At 67.3% G+C, this 26,864-nt stretch carries 28 protein-coding genes and 2 tRNA genes; 15 read left to right on the top strand and 15 right to left on the bottom strand.

Translation table 11 applies throughout. The features are described from left to right. Positions 1–84: 84 nt before the first annotated feature. On the top strand, positions 85–1,035 hold the full coding sequence (locus ACTICP_RS06405; RefSeq protein WP_441890647.1) for a recombinase zinc beta ribbon domain-containing protein: 951 nt from the start codon (positions 85–87) through the stop codon (positions 1,033–1,035). On the opposite strand, the gene ACTICP_RS06400 is transcribed toward ACTICP_RS06405, so the two are convergent. Together ACTICP_RS06400 and ACTICP_RS06395 are read right to left on the bottom strand one after the other, a co-directional pair. After that, positions 997–1,068: transfer RNA gene (locus tag ACTICP_RS06400), tRNA-Arg, on the bottom strand. The two genes, ACTICP_RS06405 and ACTICP_RS06400, sit on opposite strands and share 39 nt — an antisense overlap. Positions 1,069–1,100: 32 nt before the next feature. Beyond that, a complete protein-coding gene (locus ACTICP_RS06395) occupies positions 1,101–1,319 on the bottom strand; it encodes a hypothetical protein (protein ID WP_441890641.1) in 219 nt (72 codons plus the stop codon). A gap of 118 nt (positions 1,320–1,437) precedes the next feature. Between ACTICP_RS06395 and ACTICP_RS06390 the strand changes: the two genes are divergently transcribed. After that, positions 1,438–1,818, top strand: a complete 381-nt coding sequence (locus ACTICP_RS06390; RefSeq protein ID WP_441890639.1) for a hypothetical protein — start codon at positions 1,438–1,440, stop codon at positions 1,816–1,818. Here ACTICP_RS06390 and ACTICP_RS06385 read toward each other — a convergent pair. From ACTICP_RS06385 to ACTICP_RS06375, 3 genes are read right to left on the bottom strand one after another with little or no spacing between them, the layout of a single operon-like run. Continuing rightward, complete coding sequence (locus ACTICP_RS06385) at positions 1,763–3,952, bottom strand: MMPL family transporter (protein WP_441890637.1); 2,190 nt, start codon at positions 3,950–3,952, stop codon at positions 1,763–1,765. The two genes, ACTICP_RS06390 and ACTICP_RS06385, sit on opposite strands and share 56 nt — an antisense overlap. A 10-nt stretch (positions 3,953–3,962) precedes the next feature. Beyond that, entirely contained in the window at positions 3,963–4,304 is a 342-nt protein-coding gene (locus ACTICP_RS06380; RefSeq protein WP_441890635.1) for a histone-like nucleoid-structuring protein Lsr2, read from the bottom strand. 46 nt (positions 4,305–4,350) lie between these two features. After that, positions 4,351–5,172: a LuxR C-terminal-related transcriptional regulator gene (locus ACTICP_RS06375; protein ID WP_441890633.1), complete on the bottom strand. Its 822-nt coding sequence runs from the start codon at positions 5,170–5,172 to the stop codon at positions 4,351–4,353. A gap of 161 nt (positions 5,173–5,333) precedes the next feature. Here ACTICP_RS06375 and ACTICP_RS06370 point away from each other — a divergent pair, with 161 nt between their 5' ends. Then, on the top strand, positions 5,334–5,681 hold the full coding sequence (locus ACTICP_RS06370) for a DUF485 domain-containing protein (protein WP_441890631.1): 348 nt from the start codon (positions 5,334–5,336) through the stop codon (positions 5,679–5,681). Next, on the top strand, positions 5,678–7,312 hold the full coding sequence (locus tag ACTICP_RS06365; RefSeq protein ID WP_441890630.1) for a solute symporter family protein: 1,635 nt from the start codon (positions 5,678–5,680) through the stop codon (positions 7,310–7,312). Before ACTICP_RS06370 ends, ACTICP_RS06365 begins: the two co-directional genes overlap by 4 nt. Before the next feature lie 64 nt (positions 7,313–7,376). Here ACTICP_RS06365 and ACTICP_RS06360 read toward each other — a convergent pair whose 3' ends face one another. Continuing rightward, entirely contained in the window at positions 7,377–7,889 is a 513-nt protein-coding gene (locus ACTICP_RS06360; RefSeq protein WP_441890628.1) for a methylated-DNA--[protein]-cysteine S-methyltransferase, read from the bottom strand. A gap of 152 nt (positions 7,890–8,041) precedes the next feature. Between ACTICP_RS06360 and ACTICP_RS06355 the strand changes: the two genes are divergently transcribed. After that, entirely contained in the window at positions 8,042–11,764 is a 3,723-nt protein-coding gene (locus tag ACTICP_RS06355) for an AAA family ATPase (RefSeq protein WP_441890645.1), read from the top strand. After that, the gene (locus ACTICP_RS06350; RefSeq protein ID WP_441890626.1) at positions 11,757–11,978 is read left to right on the top strand and encodes a hypothetical protein; all 222 of its coding nucleotides are present in this window, start codon (positions 11,757–11,759) and stop codon (positions 11,976–11,978) included. The genes ACTICP_RS06355 and ACTICP_RS06350 overlap by 8 nt, the downstream gene beginning before the upstream one ends. A 21-nt stretch (positions 11,979–11,999) precedes the next feature. Here the strand turns inward: ACTICP_RS06350 and mscL are convergent, their stop codons facing one another. The 3 genes from mscL to ACTICP_RS06335 are packed head-to-tail and all read right to left on the bottom strand — an operon-like array spanning position 12,000 to position 13,327. Continuing rightward, on the bottom strand, positions 12,000–12,413 hold the full coding sequence (gene mscL / locus ACTICP_RS06345; RefSeq protein ID WP_441890624.1) for a large conductance mechanosensitive channel protein MscL: 414 nt from the start codon (positions 12,411–12,413) through the stop codon (positions 12,000–12,002). A gap of 29 nt (positions 12,414–12,442) precedes the next feature. Then, on the bottom strand, positions 12,443–12,715 hold the full coding sequence (locus tag ACTICP_RS06340) for an FmdB family zinc ribbon protein (RefSeq protein ID WP_441890622.1): 273 nt from the start codon (positions 12,713–12,715) through the stop codon (positions 12,443–12,445). A gap of 15 nt (positions 12,716–12,730) precedes the next feature. Continuing rightward, a complete protein-coding gene (locus ACTICP_RS06335; RefSeq protein ID WP_441890620.1) occupies positions 12,731–13,327 on the bottom strand; it encodes a 5-formyltetrahydrofolate cyclo-ligase in 597 nt (198 codons plus the stop codon). Between the two features lie 50 nt (positions 13,328–13,377). Here ACTICP_RS06335 and galU point away from each other — a divergent pair, with 50 nt between their 5' ends. The 4 genes from galU (at position 13,378) to ACTICP_RS06315 (ending at position 15,991) form a co-directional block, all read left to right on the top strand. Further along, positions 13,378–14,265 carry a UTP--glucose-1-phosphate uridylyltransferase GalU gene (gene galU / locus ACTICP_RS06330; RefSeq protein ID WP_441890618.1) on the top strand — a complete coding sequence of 296 codons (888 nt, stop codon included), beginning with the start codon at positions 13,378–13,380 and terminating at the stop codon, positions 14,263–14,265. 22 nt (positions 14,266–14,287) lie between these two features. Next, on the top strand, positions 14,288–14,917 hold the full coding sequence (locus ACTICP_RS06325) for a GNAT family N-acetyltransferase (RefSeq protein ID WP_441890616.1): 630 nt from the start codon (positions 14,288–14,290) through the stop codon (positions 14,915–14,917). Positions 14,918–14,991: 74 nt separating this feature from the next. Next, positions 14,992–15,864 (top strand): hypothetical protein, encoded by an 873-nt coding sequence (locus ACTICP_RS06320; RefSeq protein WP_441890615.1) that lies wholly within the window; start codon positions 14,992–14,994, stop codon positions 15,862–15,864. 54 nt (positions 15,865–15,918) lie between these two features. Next, a tRNA-Ala gene (locus tag ACTICP_RS06315) sits at positions 15,919–15,991 on the top strand. A gap of 21 nt (positions 15,992–16,012) precedes the next feature. Here ACTICP_RS06315 and ACTICP_RS06310 read toward each other — a convergent pair. Beyond that, positions 16,013–16,930, bottom strand: coding sequence for a magnesium and cobalt transport protein CorA (locus tag ACTICP_RS06310; protein ID WP_441890643.1), 918 nt, complete (start codon positions 16,928–16,930; stop codon positions 16,013–16,015). 384 nt (positions 16,931–17,314) lie between these two features. Between ACTICP_RS06310 and ACTICP_RS06305 the strand changes: the two genes are divergently transcribed. Further along, positions 17,315–17,950: a hypothetical protein gene (locus tag ACTICP_RS06305; RefSeq protein WP_441890613.1), complete on the top strand. Its 636-nt coding sequence runs from the start codon at positions 17,315–17,317 to the stop codon at positions 17,948–17,950. Here the strand turns inward: ACTICP_RS06305 and ACTICP_RS06300 are convergent. The 4 genes from ACTICP_RS06300 to ACTICP_RS06285 are packed head-to-tail and all read right to left on the bottom strand — an operon-like array spanning position 17,866 to position 21,353. Then, positions 17,866–18,249 carry a response regulator gene (locus ACTICP_RS06300; protein ID WP_441890611.1) on the bottom strand — a complete coding sequence of 128 codons (384 nt, stop codon included), beginning with the start codon at positions 18,247–18,249 and terminating at the stop codon, positions 17,866–17,868. The genes ACTICP_RS06305 and ACTICP_RS06300 overlap by 85 nt on opposite strands. Continuing rightward, positions 18,246–19,448 (bottom strand): sensor histidine kinase, encoded by a 1,203-nt coding sequence (locus ACTICP_RS06295; RefSeq protein WP_441890609.1) that lies wholly within the window; start codon positions 19,446–19,448, stop codon positions 18,246–18,248. Before ACTICP_RS06295 ends, ACTICP_RS06300 begins: the two co-directional genes overlap by 4 nt. A 48-nt stretch (positions 19,449–19,496) precedes the next feature. Beyond that, positions 19,497–20,402, bottom strand: a complete 906-nt coding sequence (locus ACTICP_RS06290; RefSeq protein WP_441890607.1) for a metallophosphoesterase — start codon at positions 20,400–20,402, stop codon at positions 19,497–19,499. 30 nt (positions 20,403–20,432) lie between these two features. Further along, complete coding sequence (locus ACTICP_RS06285; protein ID WP_441890605.1) at positions 20,433–21,353, bottom strand: AEC family transporter; 921 nt, start codon at positions 21,351–21,353, stop codon at positions 20,433–20,435. Positions 21,354–21,496: 143 nt separating this feature from the next. Here ACTICP_RS06285 and ACTICP_RS06280 point away from each other — a divergent pair, with 143 nt between their 5' ends. Then, complete coding sequence (locus tag ACTICP_RS06280; protein ID WP_441890603.1) at positions 21,497–21,625, top strand: hypothetical protein; 129 nt, start codon at positions 21,497–21,499, stop codon at positions 21,623–21,625. 67 nt (positions 21,626–21,692) lie between these two features. On the opposite strand, the gene ACTICP_RS06275 is transcribed toward ACTICP_RS06280, so the two are convergent. Next, positions 21,693–22,463 (bottom strand): IclR family transcriptional regulator, encoded by a 771-nt coding sequence (locus ACTICP_RS06275; RefSeq protein WP_441890601.1) that lies wholly within the window; start codon positions 22,461–22,463, stop codon positions 21,693–21,695. Between the two features lie 58 nt (positions 22,464–22,521). On the opposite strand from ACTICP_RS06275, the gene hutH reads away from it, so the two are divergent. From hutH to hutI, 3 genes are read left to right on the top strand one after another with little or no spacing between them, the layout of a single operon-like run. After that, positions 22,522–24,057: a histidine ammonia-lyase gene (gene hutH / locus ACTICP_RS06270; protein WP_441890599.1), complete on the top strand. Its 1,536-nt coding sequence runs from the start codon at positions 22,522–22,524 to the stop codon at positions 24,055–24,057. Beyond that, positions 24,050–25,699, top strand: a complete 1,650-nt coding sequence (gene hutU, locus ACTICP_RS06265) for a urocanate hydratase (RefSeq protein ID WP_441890597.1) — start codon at positions 24,050–24,052, stop codon at positions 25,697–25,699. Before hutH ends, hutU begins: the two co-directional genes overlap by 8 nt. A gap of 10 nt (positions 25,700–25,709) precedes the next feature. After that, positions 25,710–26,864 (top strand): imidazolonepropionase, encoded by a 1,155-nt coding sequence (gene hutI, locus ACTICP_RS06260; protein ID WP_441890595.1) that lies wholly within the window; start codon positions 25,710–25,712, stop codon positions 26,862–26,864.

Genomic DNA, 26,864 nt, shown 5'->3' with positions numbered 1-26,864 from the left:
CGATCAGCTGGCGGGAATCAAATAGCGCGAGTCTCCATTAGATCCAGGGCGATTCGCCCGTCCCGGCCCGTCGCTCTGTCCACAGTGCACCGGATGCTGTGCAACCCTTACTACAAGGGAGACGTCGTCTACAAAGGCGTCCGCTACGACGGCGACCACCCTCGCCTGGTCGAACCCGAAGTCTGGCTCACCGTCCAGGCCGTGCTCCGCGCGCACAACCAGTCCGGAGACCGCACCCAGACCCACGACCACTACCTCAAAGGCACCGTGTTCTGCGGGCAATGCGAATCACGGCTGATGATCAACCACGCCCGCTCCAAGAGCGGCACCATCTACCCCTACTTCGTCTGCACCGGCCGACACCAAAAGACCACCGACTGCACCCAGCGTGCCCTGCACACCACCGACGTCGAAGCCCTCATCGAGGACTACTACCAGAGCATCCGCATCCCGCCCGAGACCGTCGCCGTGCTCCGCGAGACCCTCAACGTCGAACTCGACCGGCTCACCGCATCCGCCAGCGAAGAGGCCGCGGACCTCACTGCCAGAAGGGTGAAGAACCTCTCCGACCAGGAACGCATCCTCGACGCGCACCTCGCTGACGCGATCACCCTCGACCAGCTCAAGACACGGCAGGGGCAGCTCCGCGCCGAACTCGACACCATCGATGCGCGCCTCGCTGAGCACCACAACGACTATGCCGAAGCCCGCACCCACATCGGCGACTGCCTCGACCTCGCCACCGACATCGCCCGCATCTACGCCGGATGCGACGACCAGACCCGCAGGCTCTGCAACCAGGCCTTCTTCGTCAAGATCTACATCGACGAAGACCGCACCATCCGACCCGTCCTCGCCGAACCGTGGGGCATCATGCTCGACCCCGAAAAGGCCCGCGACGCCCACACCTGGTTCGCGGCCCACGACGCCGCAACGCAAAAGTCTGAAGTCCCAACACCATCCATTTGGCTGCATGTTGGAACTTCGGACATTAAGTGCCCCTGGAGGGACTCGAACCCCCAACCGTTTGCTTAGGACGCAACTGCTCTTCCATTGAGCTACAGAGGCTGGCCCGATCAGTCTAGCCTGAGCTCTGCGGCCTACGCGGAAGAGCCGTCCTCGTCCGATTCGACCTGCGGCCGGCCGATGATGCCGATGCCGACGGCCTCGTGACTGGGCTCCGGCTCCTCGCGCGTCGGTGCCTGGGGCTCCTCGCCCGGTTCCTTCTCCGCGCTCGGTTGCTCCATCTGCTCGGTGTCCGGCATCTCGTCCTCGTCGGGACGTCCTGGCTCCTGCGGAGCGCCTCCGTCATGTTCCATGGTCGCCTCCTTTCATCGGTTGCTGGGGATGCTACGGCACAGCGCCCCTGTCGCACACCCGGTTGACCCGGCCGGATGCGCGAACTATAGAGGGCGCGCGCTCTCTTAGAATGAGCCCGTGGATCTGATCGACGCTTTCTCGGTGGTGGGGGAGGTCGTGTCGTGGATCGGCCTGGGCATCGGCATCCCGCTCCTCGTGATCGCTGGAATGATCGCGCTCGCGGAAGGACGATGGGAACGTGTCGAGATCGCCGTCATCGAACGCGGCGGCGAAACCATCGTGCGCTGGTTCGCGGCCGGCGACTTCCACGAGCGGCCTCTCGCCGCGCGTGAGGATGCTGGGGACGGATGGCATCACGGCTTCGTGAGTGTTCGCGATCCGAATCACGCCCGGCTGAATCCGCCCGTGATGCGACGGCTGTTCCTCACCCTCGGGATCGTCTTCACAGCGCTCGGGACGATCGGTTTCGTCGTGTCGATGATCCCTGCGCTCGTGTGAGCTTCGACGGCCACCAGATCGCGGGTCCGAGGTCGTATGCCAACGCCGGTACGAGCAGAGACCGCACCACGAACGTGTCCAGGAGCACGCCGAAGGCGACGATGAACGCCAGTTGCACGAGGAACAGGATCGGGATCACCGACAGTGCCGCGAAGGTGGCGGCCAGGACGAGTCCGGCCGATGTGATCACACCGCCGGTGACCGAGAGCCCACGGAGCACGCCCTCGCGGGTTCCGTGCTTCAGGGTCTCCTCGCGAACGCGCGTCATCAGGAAGATGTTGTAGTCGATGCCGAGCGCGACGAGGAACACGAAGCCGTAGAGGGGCACAGCAGGATCGGCCCCGGGGAAGTCGAAGACCCCGTTGAACACCAGAGCGGACACCCCCATCGCCGTGCCGAACGACAGCACCGTGGTCAGGATGAGCAGCACCGGTGCGAGGATCGATCGCAGCAGCATCATCAGGATGACCAGGATCACCGCGAGGATGATCGGGATGATCAGATTGCGGTCATGGATGGAGGCATCGTTCGTGTCCACCGAGGTGGCCGTCACCCCGCCGACCAGGGCATCGAGCTCATCCAGCTGGACGCGCAGCTCGCGCACCGTCTCGGCCGCGGCCTCCGAATCCGCAGCATCCGTCAACGTGCCCTGCAGCATCACCTCGCCGTCGACGACCGTCGGATCGGGGGCGGGCGTTCCCGGCGGTCCGACCGCTGCCACCCCGTCGGCCGTCACGTTCGCCGTGCCGCTGGGGGAGTCCTGTGCGGTGACGGCGACGGAGTCGATCCCGTCATCGTCGAGAAGGATGTCCGCGGCATCCTGCAGCGAGTCCTCGGCGACAACCACGTACACCGGACTGCCCGACCCGCCGGGGAAGTGCTCACCGAGCGCCACCTGACCGTCGCGTGCCGGGGAGGCCCCCAGCACGAGGTCGGATTGCGGAACACCGGTGGCGTCGAGCTGGGTGATCCCGGCCGCGCCCGCGACGAGCACGAGTGTCGTGGTGATCCAGATCAGGCGCGGACGGCGCTTGATTCCCCTGGCCAGGCGTGCCCAGAGTCCCGTGGTGGCCACACCGGTCTCGTCGTGCACCGCCTCCGGCTCGAACTTCGGCCGCCGAGGCCAGAACACCGCCCGGCCGAACACGAACAGCAGCGCGGGCAGGAGAGTGAGTGCGGAGAGCATGGCGAAGACGATGCCGATGGAGGCCACCGGCCCGAGCGTGCTGTTCGACTTCAGATCGCTCAGCAACAGGCACAGCAGCCCTGCGATGACGGTTCCCCCGGATGCCGCGATGGGCTCGATCGACCCCTTCCACGCGGCGGCTATCGCTGCGCCCTTGTCCTGGGTCGAGCGCAGCTCTTCGCGGAAACGCGCGACGAACAGCAGCGAGTAGTCGGTCGCCGCGCCGATCACGAGGATGAACAGGATGCCCTGGGTCTGACCGCTCAGCAGCAGGATCTCCCACTTCGCCAGCCACCAGACGACGAGGAGGGCGACGCACAGCGCGAACAGGCTCGTGGACAGCACGACGATCGGCAGCAGCAGCGAGCGGTAGACCAGGATGAGGATCAGGAAGACCGCCAGCAGAGCGACGCCCAGCAGCAGCCCGTCGATTCCTGCGAAGCCCGCGACGAGATCTGCCGAGAACCCCGCGGGCCCGGTGACGTACACGCTCGCACCCGATGGTGTCGCACTCTGCAGTTCCTCGTCGAGGGCTGCCACGGTGTCGCCGAGATCGGCCTCGCTCGAGATCGGGATGAAGGCCTGTACGGCATGTCCGTCATCCGAGGGGATGCCCGGAGACACCTCGTCGGCGACACCCTCGACGTCGCCGGCCGCGGCGATGGCATCGTCGATCGCCGCGAGCTGGTCCTCGTCGAGCTCGGCATCGCCGACGAAGACGACGATCGCGGGGATCGCATCGGAGTCGTTGAACTCGCCCAGCAGATCCTGCACCGTGGTCGCGTCGGCAGAGGAGGGCAGGTAACTGGTCTGGTCGTTGGACGAGACCTCGCTGACCTTGCCGAACAGCGGGCCGCCGAATGCTGCGGCGGCAAGCCACGCGAGGATCAGGATCGCCGGCGCGAGTACGCGTGCCCACGATCGACGGCGGACGCGCACACGGGGCACGGCGGTCGGATCAGTGCGCGGCGCGATAGGCCTCTATGACCGTGGCCGGAATGCGACCGCGTTCCGAGACCTTGTGGCCGTTCTCGTGTGCCCATTCGCGGATCGCTGCCGTCTCCGGCGACGATGCGGAACGCTTTCTCGGGGATCCTCCGCGCGCCGCTGTCGCCGTCGCTCGTCGAGCGCTGGCGATATACGGCTCGAGAGCTTTTCGGAATGCATCGGCATTCTCGGCCGTCAGGTCGATCTCATAAGCCGTGTTATTGAGAGAGAAATGAATGCTCTCCCCCTCACCAGCCTCAAGAACCGTTCCATCGAGATCATCAACAAACTGGTGCACAATACGTCGAGCCATTCCGCAATCATACGCATTGCGAATACGATATGCCACAGAATTCCGCTCAGGGAAGAATTCCTGCACGGCGGGCGCGAGCGACCGCCGCATGCCTGGTGGAAGCATCCAATTTCGACATGGCCGTTCCGAGATATGCCTTGACGGTTCCTTCGCGAAGGCCGAGGCGGGCTGCGATGTCGGCATTCGTGCAGCCCAGCGCGGCGCAGGCGAGAACATCGGTCTCCCGCGGCGACAGGCGCACCGCGGACGCCGCATGCTTGATCGGCCCGGTGCCCGTGGTCGGCGCCTCGAGGCGGGCGAACGCCAGGAGCCGCTGCTCGAGCTGGGCCAGCCGTGCACGCAGTCCCGCATCGGCGATCTCGGCGGAGATGCCGCGCAGCTCGGCAAAGCTCTCTCGAAGCTCCTCGCGATCCGCGGCGTCGACCGCCGTCCCAGGGGGCGAGAGCGATCGCATGCGCCGGTCGACTTCGTCGCGGATCCGCAGCTCGGATGCCAGGGACTCGGCGATGGTCATGGCTGGCGCCGTCGTCACCCCGCCCACGGGTGCTTCGCGCCACGCACCCGTGTAGAGCACGCCCCGCGAGCGGCCATCGACGACGATCGGGACCGCCAGGAGGGTGCGCAGCCCCTCGCCGAGGATGTAGCGATCGTAATCGTGCGTTATCTGGCGTGACGATCCGTAGTCGCTCGTCATGCGCGGGCGCAGCTCTGTCATTGCACGTCCGCCCAGCCCGCGCTCGGGGCGGACGGTGAGGCCGTCGATGCTGTGCGTGCGCGTGCCGATGATGCTCGTCACGGGAACGGCGCCATCCTCGAAGAGACCGCCGAACGCGACCGGGAAGCGGGTGCGCCGAGCGAGCTCGCGCACCGCCTGTGCGACGAGATCAGCATCCGGATCGAACGTGATCGTTGGAACTCCTCGATACCTACTTTCGGGGGTGATGGCGTCGTCCCCCGTTTCGTAGCGTCGACCCTACCACTCGCGCGGCCCCCGCCGCGCGAGGATCCGACATGAGGCAAGGAGGCCCCATGACTGACCGAACCACCGACGAACCGGCGGGTGGAATCGACTACATCGCTGTCGAGGAATCACCACGATTCCAGAAGCTGAAAAGAACGCAGCGTTCGTTCATCTTTCCGCTCGCGGCATTGTTTCTCATCTGGTATTTCGTCTACGTGCTGTTGGGCGCCTATGCAACGGAATTCATGGGTCAGCGGGTCTGGGGTGACATCACCGTCGGCCTTCTGTTCGGACTCGCACAATTCGTGACGACCTTCGCCATCACCATGGCCTACGTGTCATTCGCGAATCGAAAGCTTGATCCGAAAGCGCAGGAGATCCGAGAAGAACTCGAGAAGGCGCAGGCGCACTCATGAATATCGTGCACCTGGCCGCCGCGCCGACCGGTGAGAACAATCCGGTCCTCAATATCTCGATCTTCGCGGCATTCGTCGCGGTGACACTTTTCATCGTCATCCGTGCCAGCCGCAACAACAAGACCGCCGCTGACTATTATGCGGCTGGTCGTTCATTCACCGGGCCGCAGAACGGGTTTGCGATCGCCGGCGATTACCTCTCGGCGGCGTCATTCCTCGGCATCTGCGGTGCCATCGCGGTCAACGGGTATGACGGCTTCCTCTATTCGATCGGTTTCCTCGTCGCCTGGCTCGTCGCTCTGCTGCTGGTGGCCGAGCTGATGCGCAATACCGGCAAGTTCACGATGGCCGACGTGCTGTCGTTCCGTCTCAAGCAGCGCCCGGTACGGATGGCCGCGGCGATCACCACGCTCGCCGTCTGCTTCTTCTACCTGCTGGCACAGATGGCCGGTGCTGGCGGGCTCGTATCGCTGCTCATGGGCATCGATGGGCGCATCGGACAGTCGATCGTCATCGCCGTGGTCGGTGTGCTGATGATCGTCTATGTCCTCATCGGCGGCATGAAGGGCACGACCTGGGTGCAGATCGTGAAAGCCTTCCTGCTCATCGGCGGTGCGATCGTCATGACGATCTGGGTGCTGGCGATCAACGGCTTCAACCTGAACACGCTGCTCGAGTCGGCCGTCGAGGCATCGCCGCAGGGCGAAGCGATCCTGGCTCCGGGACTGCAGTACGGCGCCAATCCGCTCGACTTCGTGTCGCTGGGGCTGGCGCTCGTGCTCGGCACGGCCGGCCTGCCGCACGTACTGATGCGCTTCTACACCGTGCCGACGGCCAAGGAGGCGCGTCGCTCGGTGGTGTGGGCCATCTGGCTGATCGGCGGCTTCTATCTGCTGACGCTGGTGCTCGGCTACGGCGCGGGCGCTCTGGTCGGTCCTGAGGTCATCCAGGCGGCTCCCGGCGGGGTGAACTCCGCGGCGCCGCTGCTGGCGCAGTACCTCGGCGGACCGCTGCTGCTCGGCTTCATCTCGGCGGTGGCGTTCGCGACGATCCTTGCGGTGGTCGCCGGTCTCACGATCACGGCCGCGGCATCGTTCGCGCACGATATCTATGCGAACGTCATCCAGAAGGGACGTAAGAAGGCCGACGGGACTGCCGTGGACGCCGACCCGAACGCGGAGGTCAAGGTCGCGCGCCGCACAGTGGTCGTGATCGGCATCCTCGCGATCGTCGGCGGCATCGGCGCGCAGGGTCAGAACATCGCCTTCCTGGTCGCGCTGGCCTTCGCCGTCGCGGCATCGGCAAACCTGCCGACGATCCTGTACTCATTGTTCTGGCGACGGTTCAACACTCGGGGCGCCGTGTGGAGCATGTACGGCGGTCTGGGGTCGGCGATCATCCTCATCGCGCTGTCCCCGGTGTTCTCCGGATCGGAGACATCGATGATCCCGACCATCGACATCGCGATCTGGCCGCTGAACAATCCGGGCATCGTCTCGATCCCGCTCGGTTTCATCCTCGGTTGGCTCGGCACGATCACCAGTCGTGCGGCGGAGTCGCGGCAGTTGGCGGCGGAGATGGAGGTGCGCTCGCTCACCGGGTTCGGGGCGGAGAAGGCCGTCGAGCACTGATCGCGACAGTTCCACCAGGAGTACGGGAACCTCCGGCGGCCCACACGCCGGAGGTTCCCGTCGTCTACGTCTTCTCGAGATCGAGAAGGTAGCGCTTGTGCTCGGGATGCGCCCCGTACTGGCCGGGCGAGCCGTCCGAGCGCACCACGCGGTGCACGGGCACGATGATAGAGAACGGCGTGAGCCGGCACGCGGTGCCGACAGCGCGGGCGGCCCCCGGGCTCCCCGCGACGGCGGCGACCTCGCCGTAGCTCATCGTCTCGCCCCACTCGATCGTCGTGATCGCCTGCAGTGCCGCGAGGTGGAACCCGTCGACGAGTCGCCAGTCGAACCGGAGATGTTCGTCGAAGCGGATCGGGTCACCGGCGAAGTAGTCGTCGAGCAGATGCGCCAGCTCATCAGCGGCGCCGGAGTCGGGAACGGGAACGTCGCGGAGCCGGGCGGAGACGTCCTCCAGAAGCCACGGCACCGACGGGTCGGCGGCCTCGGAGAGGTCGAATCGGACGATGCCCTCATCCGAGAAGACCACCAGCGCGTCACCGAACGGGGTGGGGGCGAAGTCGTAGCGGAATGTCATGAGCCCATCCTGAACCGTGCGCCGACCCCGCCGGCGGCGAGAATCCACGAGTGGGGGAGAAGCCGCGAAACCCTCTCCGATGTGGAGGAAAGGTGGGCCAATCCGGTGAAACCCGCCCAGGATACAGGGCGCACGCTGGTCCGGAGCCTAGTCTGTCGTATGTGTGGCGACGTGAAGAGAAGGCCGCGGCTGCCGCGGCATCGGCTGCCGCGGTGACCATCGGCGACCAGCAGGACGACCCGACGGCTATCGCGGTCGCGCACATCGCCGAGTCCGAGCGCATCCGTCTGCGTGCCGAGGCCGCCGATCTCGGCGGACGTTCGCCCCTGATCACCTACCGCGACACCGTCGAGGGCGGTATCGACATCTCCAAGGCCCACCCGGGGAGTCTGCCGCAGTTCATCACCGGCAAATCAACGCTGCTGTCGAACCTCTTCCGCGATGAGGTCGGACTGCGCACCGCCCGCATGGCGGCCGAACGCATCACCACGAAGAACACCGAACTGCGCACGGTCCGCGGCATCGACGCCGTCCACCTCGCCGTCGGTCTCGCCGGCTGGCGGATCGGCGGGTCGGACTTCGCCGCTCCGGTGCTGCTGCGTCCGCTTGCGATCCGGCGGCATCACACCGACTACGAGCTGAAGCTGCAGGGCGCCTTCACCGTCAATCCCGAGCTGGTGCGGGTGGCGCGCGATCACTTCGGCATCACCATCGATGCCGACGCGCTGGCATCCCTCGCCTATGACAGCGGCATCTTCAAGCCGCAGCCCGTCATCGACCGGCTGCGCGCGGCCACCCAGTCGATCGATACGTTCACCGTTCTGCCGCGCCTGGTCGTGTCGACCTTCGCCGACGTCGGCGCCTCGATGTCGCGCGACAGCCGCACCCTCGACCATCGACTGCTGAACGCGCTCGCCGGCCACGTGGCCGATCGCGAGCAGGTCACCGCTGCGCTCCCGCTTCCGCATGTCACCGGCCCGGACGAGCGCGCACCGGCGTCGGACACCCTGCTGCTCGACGCGGATGCCGAGCAGGAATCCGTGCTCGCACGGATCTCGGCGGGGCACTCCCTGGTCGTCTCCACGCTGCCGGGCACCGGCGGAACGCAGACCGTCATCAACGCCCTCGGCGAACTCGTCCGCGCCGGCAAGCGCGTGCTCGTCGTCTCAGCGCGCCGATCGACGCTCGACGGCGTGCGCCACCGCCTGAGCGGCATCGGCCTGGACAGCCTCGCGGTCTCACCGGGCAGCATCCGTCGTGATCTGGTCCGGGCGATCGGCCGCAACGAGAAGGCCACCGCACCGAAGGTCAGCGATGTCGATGACGCGCTGGTGCGCCTGCGCAACGTGCTGCTCGACTACCGCGGCGCGCTGACGGCGCCGATCGAAGGTGTCGGGGTGACGATGCTGGATGCCACGCGCCAGCTCACCCGGCTCGCATCCCTCCCCACGCCGCCGTCGACGACGGCCCGGCTCGGATTCGAGACGCTGCGCCGACTTGCCGGAGACCGCAGCGAGGCCGCCGCAGCGCTCGTGCAGGCGGCCAAGCTCGGCGAGTTCCGCTTCGGCCCGGACGATTCGCCCTGGTACGGCGTGAACTTCCGCAGCACCCAGGATGCCACGTCGGCGCACGAGCTCGCGGGACGGTTGCACGCCACCAGCATCCCGGCGCTGCTCGAACGCGGTTACGAGCTGATCTCGCAGACCAGGATGCGTCCGTTCGCGACCATCGACGAACTCGGCGAGTACCTGCGCCTGCTCGAGGGCATGCGCGATTCGCTCGACCGGTTCAGCCCGACGGTCTTCGAGCGCCCGCTGGGTGAGCTGATCCAGGCGCACGGCTCGCGCCGCGATGCGCCGGCGATGTCTGCGGCGAACCGGCGTCGGCTGCGCCGTCTCGCCAAGGAGTACGTGCGCCCCGGCGTGCACATCACCGAGATGCACGAGGCATTGCTGCGCATCCAGCAGCAGCGCACGCAGTGGCAGCGCTTCGTCGACGCCGGCGTCGCGCCGGAGGTGCCACTCGGGCTCGGCGACGTGTACGCATCATGGCAACGGGCAACGGCAGAGCTGGCCGAACTCGACGCCGCCCTCGGACGCCGCGAGCCGCTCGCCGCCCTGCCCGTGGAGCGCCTGGTGCGAACCCTTGCCGGTCTCGCCGCCAAGTCGGATGTGTTCGACAATCTCGTGGAGCGCGCGACGATCCGCGACAAGCTCGCCACGCTCGGCCTCGAGCCTCTGCTGGCGGAGCTCTCGGTGCGCCACGTCTCTGACGAGCAGGTGGCCGATGAGCTCGAGTTCGCCTGGTGGCAGTCGCTGCTGGAGCGCTCATTGCAGGACAACCGCGCCCTGCTCGGCGCGAATACGGCGGTCGTCGACCGGCTCGAGCGCGACTACCGCCTGGTCGATGAGGCGCACGCTGCGATGGCCGGCCCCCTGCTGGCCTGGCAGATGGCGAACCAGTGGCGCATCGCGATCGTCGACGAACCGACAGAGTCGCAGAACCTCCGTCGCGCGCTCACCCAAGGCACCCCGACGACGGCGGAGATCGTCTCGGCCGCGCCGACGCTCATGAACGTGCTCGCGCCGGCGTGGATCGCCTCGCCGTATCTCGTGCCCGAGATCCCGGATTCGGTCGAGTTCGACACGGTGCTGCTGGTGGATGCCGCGGCCATCAACCTCGCAGAAGCCGCCCCCGCCATTCGCCGTGGTCGCCAGGTCGTCGCGTTCGGCGACCCGGTCACGCAGCGTCCGACACCGTTCGAGCTGGCGGTGGATGCGGGTGAGGACTGGGAGGCGGAGGTGCCGTTCGACCAGACGTCGGCGTTCGAGCGACTTGCCGAGCTGCTGCCGGTCATGACGCTGACGCGCAGCTATCGAGCAGGCGGCGAAGACCTCGCCGAGCTCATCAACGACGCCTTCTACGGCGGAGAGATCACCTCGCTCCCGTGGGCAGGATCGTACCTCGGCCGCGGCAGCCTGACCGTCGACTACGTCGAGGGCGGGGTCGGCGCACCCGATCCGGTCTCCGGCGCCGTCGAGAGCCCCGACGCTGAGGTCGCGCGGGTCGTCACCCTCGTCGTCGAGCATGCCGTGCATCGCCCGTCGGAATCGCTCATGGTCGTCACCGCGAGTGCCCGTCACGCCGAGCGCGTGCGCGCCGCGGTGACGACGGCCTTCGCCGGACGATCGGATGTCGCCGACTTCGTCGGCCGCGATACCGCCGAGCCGTTCGCCGTGCTCACCCTCGAGGAGTCCGTGGCCGAGAGCCGCGACCGCGTCATCTTCTCGCTCGGCTACGGGCTCACCAAGCACGGTCGGGTGCTCAGCGACTTCGGCGACCTGTCGACGCCGGACGGTGAGCGGTTGCTCACCGTCGGCATGACGCGTGCGCGCCGGTCGATGGTGCTGGTGTCGTCGATTCGCCCATCGTCATTCGATGACGGGCGGCTCGAGCACGGAGCATCCACCCTCATGTCGATCCTCGGCGGCCTCGCCTCGCGGGGGAGGGACTCGCGCCTGGAAGACCTCGCCGATCCGCTCACCCTCGCCCTGGCTCGTGAGCTGCGCCGCCTGGGAGCATCGGTCGACGTCGACTACCGCGGTCTGCTGCCGTTGGTCGCCCAGCACGACGGCAAGGCTGTCGTGATCGAATCGGATCCCGAGACGCTGGGGGACTCGCTGCGTGAGACCCTGCGCCTGCGGCCGCACGTGCTGCGACGCCTGGGCTGGCACTACGTGCGCGTGCACGCCTTCGATCTGTACAGCGACCCGGTGACCGCGGCATCCCGCATCGCCGCCGTCCTCGGGATCGCCGCCGACGCGGTCAGAGCCGAGACCGACACCCAGCCGATCGACCTTCCGGGCGATGCCTGATCAGAAGCCCGGCGACGCGGGTGCCGTGGGCGAGAAGCGGCAGCGGATCGTGCGCGTTCCCGGCAGCCGTCGTGCACGGCTGACGCCGGTGCCGGGTACGGATCCGGCACCCGAGGCGGGGGAGAAGCCTGCTCGAACCGAGCGCCGTGGTGGCAGCGATGCGAAAGGCGCGAACGACGACAGGCTGCTCGGGGACGTGCCCCCGCACTACTGACCGCCGTTCGCGCCCCGGGGATCAGGCGCTGGTGTCGGCGTCCTTGCGCAGCAGGTCGCGGATCTCGATGAGCAGTTCCTGCTCGTTCGGCAGCGTGGGCTCCTCGACCGCGGGGTTCTTGGCGGCCTGGCGCTCCTTCCACTTGTTCATCGGCATCACGAAGACGAAGTAGACGACGAGTGCGACGGCGATGAAGCTGATGATCGCGGTGATCAGGTTGCCCAGCGGGAACGTGACTTCCTGACCGTAGATGCCCGGGATGACCGGACCGATGTTGCCGGAATCATCCGGCTGGTAGAACAGTGCCACTAGAGGTGTGATGATGCTGTCGACGACCGCGGTGACGATGGCGGTGAATGCACCGCCGATAACGACGGCGACCGCGAGATCGATGACGTTGCCCTGGGCAATGAACTCCTTGAAGCCCTTGAACATAAGAACCCCCCCGTAGGTGTGATCGAGCCTCAAGTCGAGGCTGGAGCCGCCGCGGGTGCCGGTTTGGCATTCGTCGACGATTCCGTCTTCGATGATGCCGCTGAACCGGACTTTTCGCCACTGCCACTCCGCGAATCGGTGCGATAGAACCCGGAGCCGTTGAACGTCACGCCGATCGATCCGTACTGCTTGCGCAGGGCACCCCCGCACTCGGGGCAGAGGGTCAGTGCGTCATCGGAGAAGCTCTGGACGGCGTCGAAGGCGTGATCGCACGAGGTGCAGGCGTAAGCGTAGGTGGGCATGTTCGTCCGGCTGGTTCAGGGTCGCGGATGCGACAGGTGGAGGGTCCGCGTGGGCGTCACGACGCCGGTGACCGGCTGGTCGTGCAGCTCGCGCGGAAGGGAATCGACTACTTCGGAATCATAGGTCACTGCGAACACCGGCGGGCGGTTCTGCATCGATCCGATGGTCTTGTCGAAGTAGCCGCGGCCCCAGCCGAGCCGGGTGCCGTCGGCATCGACGGCGGCGGCGGGGATGATCATGAGGTCGACATCGTTCACCGCGAGGGGGCTCAACGTTTCCCCGGTCGGCTCGGGAAGTCCGAACAGGCCTTCGGCGAGCTCATCGGAATCGTTCGCGATCGCCCAGTCCAGCAGTCCGTCCGCGCGAGTGATGGGCAGCAGGACGCGGATGCCGCGCTGCACGGCTCCGGTGACGAATGCGCGAGTGCCGGGTTCTGTCTTCGTGGAGAGGAAGCAGGAGATCGAGCGTGCGCCGTGCGCGTCGACGAGAGCGTCGAGCTGCGCGGTCAGTCCGGATGCCGCGTCTGCGCGCTGCTGGTCAGAGAGGGCCCGGCGCTGTGCGCGAAGCTCGATGCGCCGTGCGCGCTTCTCCTGTTCGGCCTCGGACGACATGCTGGGATTCTACGTGTCGGTCCTCTGCGAGACCCCAGTAAGCTGGCCTGATGGGAAAGCAGTCAATCAAGGCGGTCATTCCGGCAGCGGGCCTGGGTACGCGGTTCCTCCCCGCGACGAAGGCCATGCCCAAGGAGATGCTGCCGGTCGTCGACAAACCGGCGATCCAGTACGTGGTCGAAGAGGCGGCGTCAGCCGGCATCGATGACATCCTCGTCATCATCGGACGCAACAAGAACATGATCTCGAACCATTTCGACTCGGTTCCCGAGTTGGAGGTCAAGCTCACGGAGAAGGGCGACATGAAGCGCCTGGAGCGGGTCATGAAGTCGAGCGATCTCGCCGATATCCACTACCTTCGCCAGGGCGAGCCGAAGGGACTCGGTCACGCGGTGCTGCGTGCCAAGACTCACGTCGGCGACAGCTCGTTCGTCGTGATGCTCGGCGACGACCTGATCGATGATCGCGACCCGCTCATCACGACGATGATCGCCGAGCACGAGCGCACGGGCGCCACGGTCGTCGCACTCATGGAAGTAGACCCCGAGCAGATCCACATGTACGGCGCCGCCGCCGTCGAGGCGACCGATCAGGACGACATCGTGCGTGTCACCGGTCTCGTCGAGAAGCCAGCGCGTGAGGATGCGCCCTCGAACCTGGCCATCATCGGCCGCTACGTGCTGCCGGCGTCGGTATTCCCGATCCTCGAGCGCACCGAGCCGGGCAAGGGCGGCGAGATCCAGTTGACGGATGCTCTGCAGGAGCTCGCGGCAGACGAAGACGGCCCCGGAGTGATCGGCGTGATCTTCCGCGGTCGCCGCTACGACACCGGCGACCGGGTGGACTACATCAAGGCGATCGTGCAACTCGCGACCGACCGTGAAGACCTGGGCGCCGACCTGCGCCCCTGGCTCAAGGGGTTCGCCGAGAGCCTGTGAGTGCTCGGGCGACGGGGATCGCATGGACTTCCTGCAGGGGCATCGCCACGGTCCGGTCGAGCTGAGGCTCATCCGGATCCGCGACGCGCGCGTCCTTCAACAGGAGCTGTTGAGGAACCGAGCCTGGTTGCAGCCGTGGGAGGCGACGATCCCGAACGGTGCCTCCGGCTTTGACATGAGACTGAGCATCCGTCGGCTCCTGCAGCAGTACCGTGATGGCGGTGGCTACCCGTTCGTGATGCTGCACGACGGTGAGATCGCCGGGCAGCTGAACGTGTGGGGTGTCTCTCGGGGCTCGCTCAACTCGGCCACGATCGGCTACTGGGTCAGCGAGCGCTTCGCCGGTCGCGGCATCACGCCCACCGCCGTGGCCATGGCGACGGACGCATGCTTCACGGAGTACGGACTGCACCGCATGGAGATCTGCATCCGTCCCGAGAACGCGGCGAGCCTGCGGGTCGTGCAGAAGCTCGGCTTCCGATACGAGGGCTTCCGTCGCCGGTTCATCCACATCGATGGCGACTGGCGCGATCACTACGCGTTCGCGCTGACCCGCGAGGATGTCCCCGACGGCGTGCTCGCCCGATGGGTCAATGGCCGTGCCCCGCAGGATGCCGCCAGCATCCCGCCCTCGGATCGCCTGCCGATCTGAATTTCTCATGAGAGGCGTGCGACACGCGCCCGGAGTCGGGGTCGCGCGGCACGCGGTCGCATACCGTTGAGCCTATGAATGGGCCGGTGCTGAGTGGGGGCGTTATCGTCCTTGTCGCGGTGCTGCTCTGGATGCTGTACCTGCTCCCTTCCTGGCGCGGAAAGTACCAGTACAACGCCGCCGAGCGGAACGCCGTGCGTCTGAATCAGGCGCTGCGTGTGCTCGCGGAGACGAGCGAGACGCCCGACGAGGTGCGGCTGGAGCTCAACGCCCGCACCGCGCTCGCGCAGCAGAAGCTCGCCAAGCGGGTGCAGTCCGAGAAAGAGGCGGCCGAACTCGTGCAACTGCGCGCCGAGCTCGCTGCGACGCGCGCCGATCCTGTGCTTCGTCAGGCGCGTGCGCGGCGCCGAGTGCGGGTCGTCGCCACCGCCGTTCTCGTGCTCGGTCTTGCAGTCGCCGGTCTCGGTGTATGGCTACTCGTCACTGGTGGTGCACAGCTGTTGATCTGGGTCGGCGGGGCGGTCGCCGTCGCCGGCGCGCTCACGCTGCAGAAGATGGCATCCGTCGCTCGCCGCGCTCTTGGCGCCCCGGCAGCGACGGTGCGAGCAGAGACGGCGCCACGGGTCTCGCCGCCCTTGCACGACCAGGGGCGCGCTTCATGGACGCCGCGCCCGCTGCCGGCGCCGATGGCATCGGTGAGTGGATCGCTCACCCAGACCGCCCAGGCAGAGATCCAGGCGAAGCAGGAGCTGCATCGTGCCGAGCGGGTGGCCGAACTCCGCAGGCGCGCTGAGCAGATGGCCCCGGCCGAGCCGGTATCGCTCCCCGCGGCATCCGCCCCTGCCGCCACGCAGGAATCGTCGCCGTATGCGCGGATGGGATTCGTGGATGACGCCGAGATCGAGCAGCACGTTCGCCAGCTGCTGCAGCGGCGCGCCACGGGCTGAGCGCCGTCTCGGCGCATCGCTGCTTTCGAGCGTGATAATCTAGCTGAGGTTCACGGGCCTATGGCGCAGTTGGTAGCGCGCCTCGTTCGCATCGAGGAGGTCAGGGGTTCGAATCCCCTTAGGTCCACCGTGTGTTGAGTTTGCTGGGTCAGATCCATTTGCTGCGTTTGAACACCAGATACAGCACAACGGCAAGCACGAGCATCGCCCCCAAGGCGAAGAGGTACCCGAGATGCCAGCTCAGCTCCGGCATCACCTCGAAGTTCATGCCGTAGATCCCGCCGACCAGTGATGGTGCGAACAGGATCGCCGCCCACCCGGAGATCTTCTTCATGTCTTCGTTCTGGCGTTGATTGACCAGCGTCGCGTTGACACTCAGGATCTGCGTGAGCGCTTCGCGGAGCATCGACACCTTCGTGGCGGCCTGGGTGAGATTGTCGGCTACGGAATCCAGGCGCGTGAGCAGTTCTGGAGAGACCTTCTGATCCTCCGCGTCAGAGCGGAGCATGTCGACGGCATCGGTCAGGGATGCGATTGCCTGTTGGATCTCGATCACTTCCCGGCTCAACCGATATATGCGCTCTGCAACGGAGAGGTCGCCGCTGAAGACCTGCCGCTCGATCTCCTCCTTGTCGTTGGTGATGCCGTGGAGGACGGGCAGGTAGGCCTCGACGATTGTGTCGAGGAGCATGTACACGACCGCGATCGGTCCCATCTTCAATAGGGCCTGGTCGGTGAGCATCGCGCGTTCGCGATCACCGAAGTCAATGTCGTCCGGGTGGTGTCTGACACCGTCCGGGGCACTGATCCACCGGTCGTCCTGACAGATCACTGCCACTGCTCCTGGGCGCAGAAGGACGTGGAATTCTCCGAAATCCACTTCTTCCGTGTCATCGAGATACCTCGCTGCTCTCGCGACGAGAAAGAGAGTGTCACCGTAGCGCTCCAGCTTCGGACGCTGACCGGCATGGATGAGGTCCTCGAACAGCACCGGATGAAGATCCCACGCGGCAGCAAGCTCCTCGATCTGCTCGGCGCGAGGATGTGCGTAGAGGAACAGGGCCATCTGGCCCGGGTTTTCATGAGCGATCTCGGTCGCGGCCGCTACGGTCACGCCGTCGGGAACCGGCGTTGGTATTCCGTCCACCACATATCTGGCGAGCTTGCCGCTCAGGTATGCGACGTCGGAGCGCTCATCAAGGGGCTGACGATGAAACACACCGCCGATCCCGAAGTCATTCGGCCACAGTTTCCGCACCAGATGCCTCCTCAGGCGTGACGATATGTGTCCGCGTTCGGATGCTCCGCAGAGTCATCCCGCGCCTTGCGCTGAGCTTAGCCCAGCGACACGCTGACGACCGCTCGAACCCTTCGCCCGGCCGGAGAGCGTTGCACGCTAGCCTCAGATCAGGCTGAGGAACCGGAAGGTTCGACGGCAGAGGGAGTGAGCATGCAACGTTCCACGACGGAAGCCCTGCCCGTGGGGGGCCGACGCAGCACCGTCATCCTCGCGCTGAAGCTGCTCGCCGGTCTGGTGATCATCGCCGCACCCGTGCTGATCGCTTCGAACTGGGTGCCGGGCGTCAGCGCGGTCGCGTTCTTCGGCGTTCTGGCGGCATCCTTCGGCTGGATCAGCGGTGGCGTGCGCGTCGGGGCACTGGTTGTGGCGTCCTTGACGCTGCTCGGTGTGGTCTCGATCCTCTTGCGAGGTCAGACCTGGGCACTCGCACTGATCCTGGTCCTGCTGGGGGTGGCATACGGGTTCGCGGCAGGCCGCGGCATGGGCAAGGTCGTCCTGCAACTGCCGATCCTCACTCCCTACTTCATGCGCAAACCTCCGGCGCTCCTCAACGATCCGCCGATCATCGACGTCACGTACATCATCGGTCTCGTCGTCATCATGATCGTCACCGGTCTGTGGACGATCCTGATCCTGCACTTGGCCGCAGGACGTCGCACTGTGACGCGCACCGAGGTGACCAACCCGCGTATTCCCTTGATCTACGGCACGATCCTCGGACTGATCTCGGCGGCGGTGATGATCGCCCGGAACAGGTCGGCAGGTCTGCTGTCTTTGACGAGATAGCCGGCAGCGCCCGCATCCAGCGCCCGCACGATGTCTGCGTCGGAGTCGTACGCCGTGAATACGAGCACGCTCGTGGCCGTATTCGCCCGGCGGATCTCGCGGATCGCGTCGAATCCGTCGGGGGCATCGTCACCGAGATCGAGGTCGACGAGTGCGACGTCGATGTCAGGAGCCGCGGCGGCCGCCTCCGCGGCAGAGCCGACATCGGCGACGACCTCGAAGTCGCTCTGAGTGTCGAGCAGCGACCTCACGCCGTGCCGCAGGACAGGGTGGTCATCGAGCAGCAGGATCCTGATCATGATGTGCCCGTCCTCGGGGCAGCGTCGGGGACGATCGCGGACACGACCGTCCCCTCGTTCGGGTACGACTCGACGGTGAGGGTCCCGCCCAGATTCTCGACACGCCACGTCATCGCTCGAATGCCGAAGTCGCCGGAGTCGGGATCCACCATCCCCGAATGGTGTGCCGGGGCGGAGATCCCGCGCCCGTCATCGGCCACATCCACGCCGATCTCAGCGTCGAAGAAGGTGAGGGTGACGCGCGACCACGTCGCCTGCGCGTGCTTGTGAACGTTGACCAGAGCCTCCTGCACGACGCGCTGGAGTGCGTGAGAAACCGCGTCGGAGACAGTGCGTTCATCACCGACGATGGTGAACTCTGCGCCCGCGGTCTGCGCCTGCGCTTTCAGCCCCGTGGCGAGGGGAACCTCGCTCTCGCGTGGATCGGCGAGGCCGTGAAGAAGCTGTCGCGTTTGCACGAGGCCTTCGCGGAGCGCTTCACGCGCCTCGCTCACCACGGGGGACTGCTCGCCGCCGTGCAGGTCATCGGATTCGAGCATGAGGAGAGCTGTCGCCGTGCGCTGGACCACAGTGTCGTGAAGTTCGCCGGCCACACGTTCGCGTTCGGCCAGTGCGCCGGCATCACGCTCGGAACGTGCAAGCTGTTCGCGGGTGTCGACCAGTTCTGCGATGAGCGTCCGCTGCGCGTCGAGCGCCCGATCGAGTGCGGTGTAGGCGTAGGTGAGCACGAGGCCACCGAAGAACGGGCCGAGCACGAGTCCGAGGTCATCGCCACGTGACATGAGGAAGAGCCCGACGCTCACAGCCACGACGATGGCAGCGGAGATGACGATTGCGAGGCGCCCGCGTATCACTCGGTGCACAGCGAAGAAGAGCGCGAAACCGCACCATCCGAAAGAGGGTGCGAGTACGACGAGCGGCAGCCAGAAGCCCGTGGCGACGAGGAGCCCGATCGCCTGTCTCGATCCGACCGCGTCCAGCCCGGCACCGTGCACCACGGGTTCGGGGCTGCGCCGGCCGATCACGGCGATCGCGTAACTCACACCCGCACCGATCGCGAGGACGAGCGCGGCAGAGCCGACGCCCTCGAGTGGATGCCTACTGAAATATCGAATCCCACATACGATGAGCAGCACGGCGAATCCGATGTCGACGACACGATCCATCGCGATCAAGCGCTGACGACGCGAAGCTCCCATGGGATCAGACTACGAGAGATGCTGACGGGGCTGGTTCGAGCAGCGAGCTCAGGGCGCGAGCGACTCCGCGGGATCCACGGGGCGCCCGGCATCCCGGATGATGTCGGCCACAGCATCGGCATCGAAGTGGAAGACGACGTCGTCGGGCGTGAGACGCTCGACGAACGGCACGACACGGACGCGCTCGCCATCGATCGTCACCACCGACCCGCCGAACCCGTCGATCGCCGCTTCTTCAGCGGGATCGCCGAATGCGCACGAGACGTTCGTCACGCCCGGCGCCACGGTCACCGGGATGCCCGCGACGAACTCGGTGATCGGCAGATGGTAGTGGCCGGACAGTACGACGCGCACATCCGTGCCGCGCACGATGTCGATGAGCTCCTGCCCGTCCGCATCATCGAGCGCGAGCGCCTGCACCAGATCGGTCTGCGCGTTCACCGGCGGATGGTGTACGACGACGACCGTGCCGTGTTCGGCCGGCGTCGCAAGCGTCTCGCGCAGAAACTGCTTCTGCTCCTGCTCGAGGTCGCCGTACCCGACCCCGGGGATCGAACTGTCCAGCACGACGACCCGCCAACCGTCCTGATCGGCGACGGATGCGACGGGGCGATCCAGGTCGACGCCGGACAGCTCCTGCTCACCGGCATCCGGCTGCCCGCCGCCGAGCACCGCGCGGAACGCGTCGCGGCGGTCGTGGTTGCCCATCGCGAACACGACTCGCGCGCCGCGCGCCTGCGCCCAGGGTGTGAGCTGCTCTGTGAGGAGGCGGTATGACTCCTCGGTGCCGTCTTCGCTGACATCGCCCGAGACGACCACGAGATCGAACAGCAGATGGCCGACGTGCGCGAGGGCGCGCCGGAGGTGCTCGACCGTGTCGACGACACCATAATGGCGCCCGCCGTCGCCCGAGAAATGCGTGTCGCTGAGGTGAAGGATTCGCAGACCGCTCATGCCTTCACTCTGCCAGAGACCGGCGACATCTCACCCGAGCAGAATCGTCGCCGCGAGAAGCACCGGCACGCAGCCGACCGTCGTGATGAAGACGGTGTCGCGAGAAATCGACTCGCCGATATCGTAGCGCTGCGAGTAGTTGAAGACGTTCTGCGCCGTGGGGAGCGCCGCGAGGATGACCACGATCAGCACCTCATGCGCCGACAGCCCGAACACGAACTCCGCGGTCACCCACGCGATCGCGGGCATCACGAGCAGCTTCAGCGTGCTCGCCAGCAGCACGTCGCGGCGGTGCCCCGAAGCGCCGAGCACCTTCTGCCCGAACAGCGAGATGCCGTAGCTGATCAGCAGTACCGGAACGCAGGCGTTGGCCAGCAGGGTGGCAGGTTCCATGACGATGGGCGGCAGATCGATGCCGAGCACGGAGACCAGCGTGCCCAGTGCCGACCCGAGGATGATGGGGTTCGTCGCCGTGCGGACGAAGGTGCGCCACGCCGAGGTGCGCCCGCTCGTCACGGTGTCGAGGATGGCCAGCGAGATCGGGGTGAACACGAGCAGCTGCAGGAGGATCACCGGCGCAGGGTAGGCAGCGCTGCCGAGCAGATACAGCGACAGCGGGATGCCGATGTTGTTCGAGTTGACCTGGCCCGCCGAGAGGGCGCCGATCACCGTCTCGCCGATGTTGCGCTTCCAGAACAGCTTCGCGACGAGCGCGTACAGGCCGATGACGGCGACGGCAGCGATGGCCGAAACCGGCAGGAGCGACGAGAACAGCACTCGTGCGTCGGCCTGTGCGAGCACGGTGAACAGCAGGAACGGAGAGAGGACGAAGAACGTCAACCGGCCCAGCACATGACGCGCGTGCGGGCCGAGCAGATCGATGCGTCCGATGATGTACCCGACGGCGATGGCGAGCCCCACCACGGCGAATCCGGTGAGAGTCTCGAGCACTGCCCCAGCGTAGCGGCACTCGGCTTCTGGGATTGGCGCAGCATCCGGGTTTTTTCCTTCTCACCGGGAAATTTGACTTCCCTGGGGAACGGGCTATGGTCGGGGTCACACCGCCAACCGCATGAGAGGGGAAGCGAGTTCCGATGGCAGGGAAGACACCGACAGCCAAGGCCGGCAAGAAGACAGCGCAGCTGACGCTCAAGAAGAAGCGGGCAGCCAAGCGCGCCAAGCAGGAGCCGGAGTCCTTCATCAAGACACGCAAGGGCGCGTGACTCGACGAAGTTCCGGCCCCTGAGGGCACGGGGAGTCGCAGGTGTGACCTGCGGCTCCCTTTTTCTGTCAGCGCAGTCGCTGCTGCAGCTGCACCGCCGTCGCCATTACGGCGCTCGCGGCATCCTGCTCAGTCGGCCCGCTGCCGCTGGACCACGTCGCAGCGACCGCGGCGATCGGCCAGTCCGAGGCGTCGAGCACCACAGCGCCCACCGAGCGCGTGCCGTCGGTCACCTCGCCGTCCTCTGACGCGAAGCCGGCGGCGCGGATGCTGCGCAGCAGCTCTCGCAGTTCGCCCGGCCGATCGGGGCCGCGGCCCGTCCGCGTCGAGAAGGCCGACGCATTCGGGTACAGTGCGCGCACCTGTTCGCGCGGAAGCGCGGCGAGCATCGCGCGCCCTGTCGCCGTGAGATGCGCGGGAAGGCGCACGCCGACGTCGGTCACCAGGGCCGGACGCCGCGGTGCACGCTCCTCGACGATGTAGACGACGTCGGCACCGCTCAGTACCCCCAGGTGGGTGCTCTCGCCCAGTCGATCCGCGAGCGCTGCGGCGAGCGGTCGGCCGAGACGGGCGAGCGGCTGCTGGCGGGCGAATCCACCGGCGAGCTCGGACGCCGCGGCACCCAGCGCCCACCGACGCTCTTCGCGCAGGTGCAAGACGAAGCCGTGCTCTGCGAGCGTGTTCAGCAGATGATGCACGGTCGAGCGCGGGACCCCCAGATCGCGGGCGATGGCGGATGCTGCGACCGGGGCGGGGCGCGTCGCCAGATGCCGGAGGATCCGCAGCGTCTGGTCCGCGGCGGGAACCTGGGGTCCGCGAGTGCTCTTGTCTGAGATCACAGACACAGGATGCCACGCGGCCCTGTCTGCCGCCAGTGACGGGGTGTGGAATCAAGTCATGACAGATCCCGTGCGCATCGGCGCCGAAGCTCTCAGCCCTGCAGATGTCGTCGCGGTCGCCCGCGATGGTGCGCAGGTCGTGCTCGCCGACGAAGCGCTCGACCGCATCGCCGAGACCCGGGGCGTGATCGACGCGCTCGCCGCCGACCCGAACCCGCACTACGGCGTATCGACCGGTTTCGGCGCTCTTGCGACGACCTTCATCGCGCCCGAGCGCCGCCATCAGCTGCAGGTGAGTCTGATCCGCTCGCACGCCGCAGGCACCGGGGCCGAGGTGGAGGACGAGGTGGTGCGCGCGCTGCAGCTGCTGCGCCTGCAGACGCTCGCCTCCGGCCGCACCGGCGTCCGCACCGTCGTCGCAGAGACCTACGCCGCGATGTTGAACGCGGGCATCACCCCCGTCGTGCGCGAGTACGGCTCACTGGGGTGTTCCGGCGACCTCGCCCCTCTCGCACACATCGCGCTCGCCGGCATCGGCGAAGGAGAGGTGCGCGATGCGGAGGGTGCTCTCGTCCTGGCATCCGACGCCCTCGCCGCCGCCCGCATCGATCCCCTGATGCTCGTCGAGAAGGAGGGGCTCGCCCTCATCAACGGCACCGACGGGATGCTGGGGATGCTGCTGCTCGCGCTGCACGACCTCGAGGGGCTGCTCACGAGCGCCGACCTCGCCGCAGCCATGTCGATCGAGAGCCAGTTCGGGACGGATGCCGTGTTCGCCGCCGACCTCATGGCACTGCGCCCGCAGGCCGGGCAGGCGCACTCGGCCGCCAACCTGCGGGCGTTCCTGGCCGATTCGCCGATGGTCGCCAGCCATGCCGGTCCCGAAGACGGGCGCGTGCAGGACGCCTACTCGCTGCGCTGCTCGCCGCAGGTGCACGGCACCGCACGCGACACCATGGAGCACGCGGCGATGATCGCCTCCCGCGAGCTGGCCAGTGTCATCGACAACCCGGTCATCACCGTCGACGGACGCATCGAGTCGAATGGCAACTTCCACGGCGCTCCGGTCGCCGCTGTGCTCGACTTCCTCGCGATCAGCGTCGCCGATGTCGCGAGCGTCTCCGAGCGACGCACCGACCGTGCCCTCGACCCGGCGCGCAGCCGCGGCCTGCCGCCCTTCCTCGCCCACGAGGTGGGGGTCGACTCCGGCCTGATGATCGCGCAGTACGCCGCGGCGGGGATCGTCTCCGAGCTGAAGCGTCTCGCTGTTCCGGCATCCGTCGACTCGATCCCGTCCTCGGCGATGCAGGAGGATCACGTCTCGATGGGGTGGGCGGCGGCCCGCAAGCTGCGCCGCGCGATCGACGGACTGACCCGGGTCATCGCAATCGAGGTGCTCACCGCCGCCCGCGCGCTCGACCTGCGCACCCCCATCCAGGCCGGGCCCGCGACCGGCGCCGTGCGCGATCTCGTGCGCACGGTCGCCGCAGGACCCGGCCCCGACCGCTACCTCTCGCCCGAGATCGAAGCCGTCACCGAACTCGTCCGATCGGGCGCCGTCGCCCGGACCGCGAAGGAGTACGCACATGTCTGAGTCACGCATCGTGAGAGCCGCCCGCGGCGCCGAGCGCACCGCCCAGAGCTGGGGCGCCGAGGCCGCCAAGCGGATGCTGATGAACAATCTCGACCCGGAGGTTGCCGAGCACCCCGAAGATCTCGTCGTGTACGGCGGCACCGGGAGGGCTGCCCGATCCTGGGAGGCCTATGACGCGATCGTCCGCACGCTCGACGAGCTCGCACCGGACGAGACGCTGCTCGTGCAGTCCGGCAAACCGGTCGGTGTCTTCCGCACACACGAGTGGGCGCCGCGGGTGCTGATCGCGAACTCGAACCTCGTCGGCGACTGGGCCACCTGGCCGGAGTTCCGCCGGCTTGAAGCGCTCGGGCTCACGATGTACGGACAGATGACCGCAGGGTCGTGGATCTACATCGGCACGCAGGGCATTCTGCAGGGCACCTACGAGACCTTCGCGGCTGTGGCGCGCTCGCTCGGGCGCGAGTCACTCTCGGGCACCCTCACCCTCACCGCTGGCGCGGGCGGCATGGGCGGCGCGCAGCCGCTGGCCGTCACGATGAACGGCGGCGTCGTGCTCATCGTCGACGTCGACGAGACCCGGCTTGCCCGTCGCGTCGAGCACGGATACCTCGACGAGCACGCCACCGACCTCGAAGCCGCCGTGAGCCGCGTGCGCGCCGTGAAAGAGACCGGCGAGGCGCTCTCGGTCGGAGTGGTCGGCAACGCCGCCGAAGTCTTCCCCGAGCTGTTGCGTCGCGGCGTGCCCATCGACATCGTGACCGACCAGACCAGCGCGCACGACCCGCTCGCCTACCTGCCGATCGGCAGCTCGGTCGATCAGTGGAAGGCGGAGGCGGAGCGCGACCCCGAGGACTTCACGCGCCGCTCGCGGGAGTCGATGGCCCAGCACGTGGCGGCGATGGTCGGATTCCAGGATGCGGGTGCGGCTGTCTTCGACTACGGCAACTCGATCCGCCGGGAGGCGGAGCTCGGCGGCTTCGACCGCGCGTTCGCGTTCCCCGGTTTCGTGCCCGCGTACATCCGCCCGCAGTTCGAAGAGGGCAGAGGACCCTTCCGTTGGGCGGCGCTCTCCGGCGACCCGGAGGACATCTACAAGACCGACCGCGCGATCGCGGAGCTGTTCCCCGAAGACGCCGCTCTGCACCGCTGGCTGCAGCAGGCGGGCGAGAAGGTGCACTTCGAGGGACTCCCCGCACGCATCTGCTGGCTCGGCTACCGGGAACGGCACCTCGCGGGGCTGAAGTTCAACGAGATGGTCGCGTCTGGTGAGTTGAAAGCGCCGATCGTCATCGGCCGCGACCACCTCGATGCCGGCTCCGTCGCCTCGCCCTACCGGGAGACCGAGGCGATGGCAGACGGCTCTGATGCCATCGCCGACTGGCCGCTGCTGAACGCGCTGCTGAACACAGCATCCGGGGCGTCATGGGTATCGCTGCATCACGGCGGAGGCGTCGGGATCGGGCGCAGCATCCATGCCGGCCAGGTGTGCGTCGCCGACGGCACGGCGCTCGCCGCAGAGAAGCTCGAGCGCGTGCTCATCAACGACCCGGGAACCGGCGTCATGCGCCACGTGGATGCCGGGTACGAACATGCCCGCGACGTCGCCCGCGACCGCGGGCTGAACGTGCCGATGCTGTGAGGATAGGACCATGCGCACCCTGATCACGAACATCGGTGAACTGAGCACCTGCACAGATGCGGGGATTCTGCGTGACGCGGCCATCCTCATCGAGAACGGCCGCATCGCGTGGGTCGGCCCGGCCGATCATGCTCCCACCGACCCGGCCGGATACACCGAGGTCGATGCCGGCGGTCGCGCTGTCATCCCGGGGTTCGTGGACAGCCACAGTCACCTCGTCTTCGGTGGCGACCGTGCCGCCGAGTTCGAGGCCCGCATGGCGGGGGAGAAGTATGCCGCTGGCGGCATCCGTTCCACCGTCGCCGCCACCCGGGGCGCGACAGACGAGGAATTGCGCGCCCGGCTGCGCGGGTTCGTCGACGAGATGCTCGCGCAGGGCACGACGACGGTCGAGATCAAGAGCGGTTACGGTCTCGACGTCGAGACGGAACAGCGGCAGGTGCGGCTGGCCGCCGAGGTCACAGACGAGGTCACCTTCCTCGGCGCCCACGTCGTGCCGGCGGAGTATGCCGACGATCCTGACGGATACGTCGACCTGGTCACCGGTCCCATGCTGGATGCCTGTGCACCGCACGCGCGCTGGATCGACGTGTTCTGCGAGAGCGGAGCGTTCACCGTCGAGCAGTCCCGACGGGTGCTCGAAGCGGGTATCGCGCGGGGGCTCGCACCGCGCGTGCACGCCAGCCAGCTCGGCCCCGGCGACGGGGTGCGGATGGCGGTCGAACTCGGCGCGGCATCCGTCGACCACGGAACCTATCTGACCGACGACGATGTCGCGGCGCTCGCGGCATCCGACACGGTGCTCACACTCCTCCCCGGAGTCGAGTTCTCCACGCGTCAGCCGTACCCGGATGCACGCCGGCTCATGGACGCCGGGGTCATCGTCGCGCTGGCGTGCGACACCAATCCCGGCTCGAGCTTCACCTCATCGATGCCGTTCTGCATCGCCGTCGCCGTGCGCGACATGGGCATGACGCCCGCCGAGGCGCTCTGGGCGGCGACCGCCGGCGGAGCCAGAGCCCTGCGACGGGACGACATCGGGGTCATCGTTCAGGGCGCTCGTGCCGACCTTGTGCTGCTCGATGCACCGAGCCACGTGCACCTCTCCTATCGTCCCGGGGTGCCCCTCGTGCACACGGTCTGGAAGGACGGCGTCCCCGTTTAG

Origin of the sequence: Microbacterium sp. (assembly GCF_052102115.1) — a bacterium.
GTDB lineage: Bacteria > Actinomycetota > Actinomycetes > Actinomycetales > Microbacteriaceae > Microbacterium.
The sequence above is the reverse complement of the archived record's forward strand: the minus strand, read 5'-3'. Positions and strand labels throughout refer to the sequence as shown.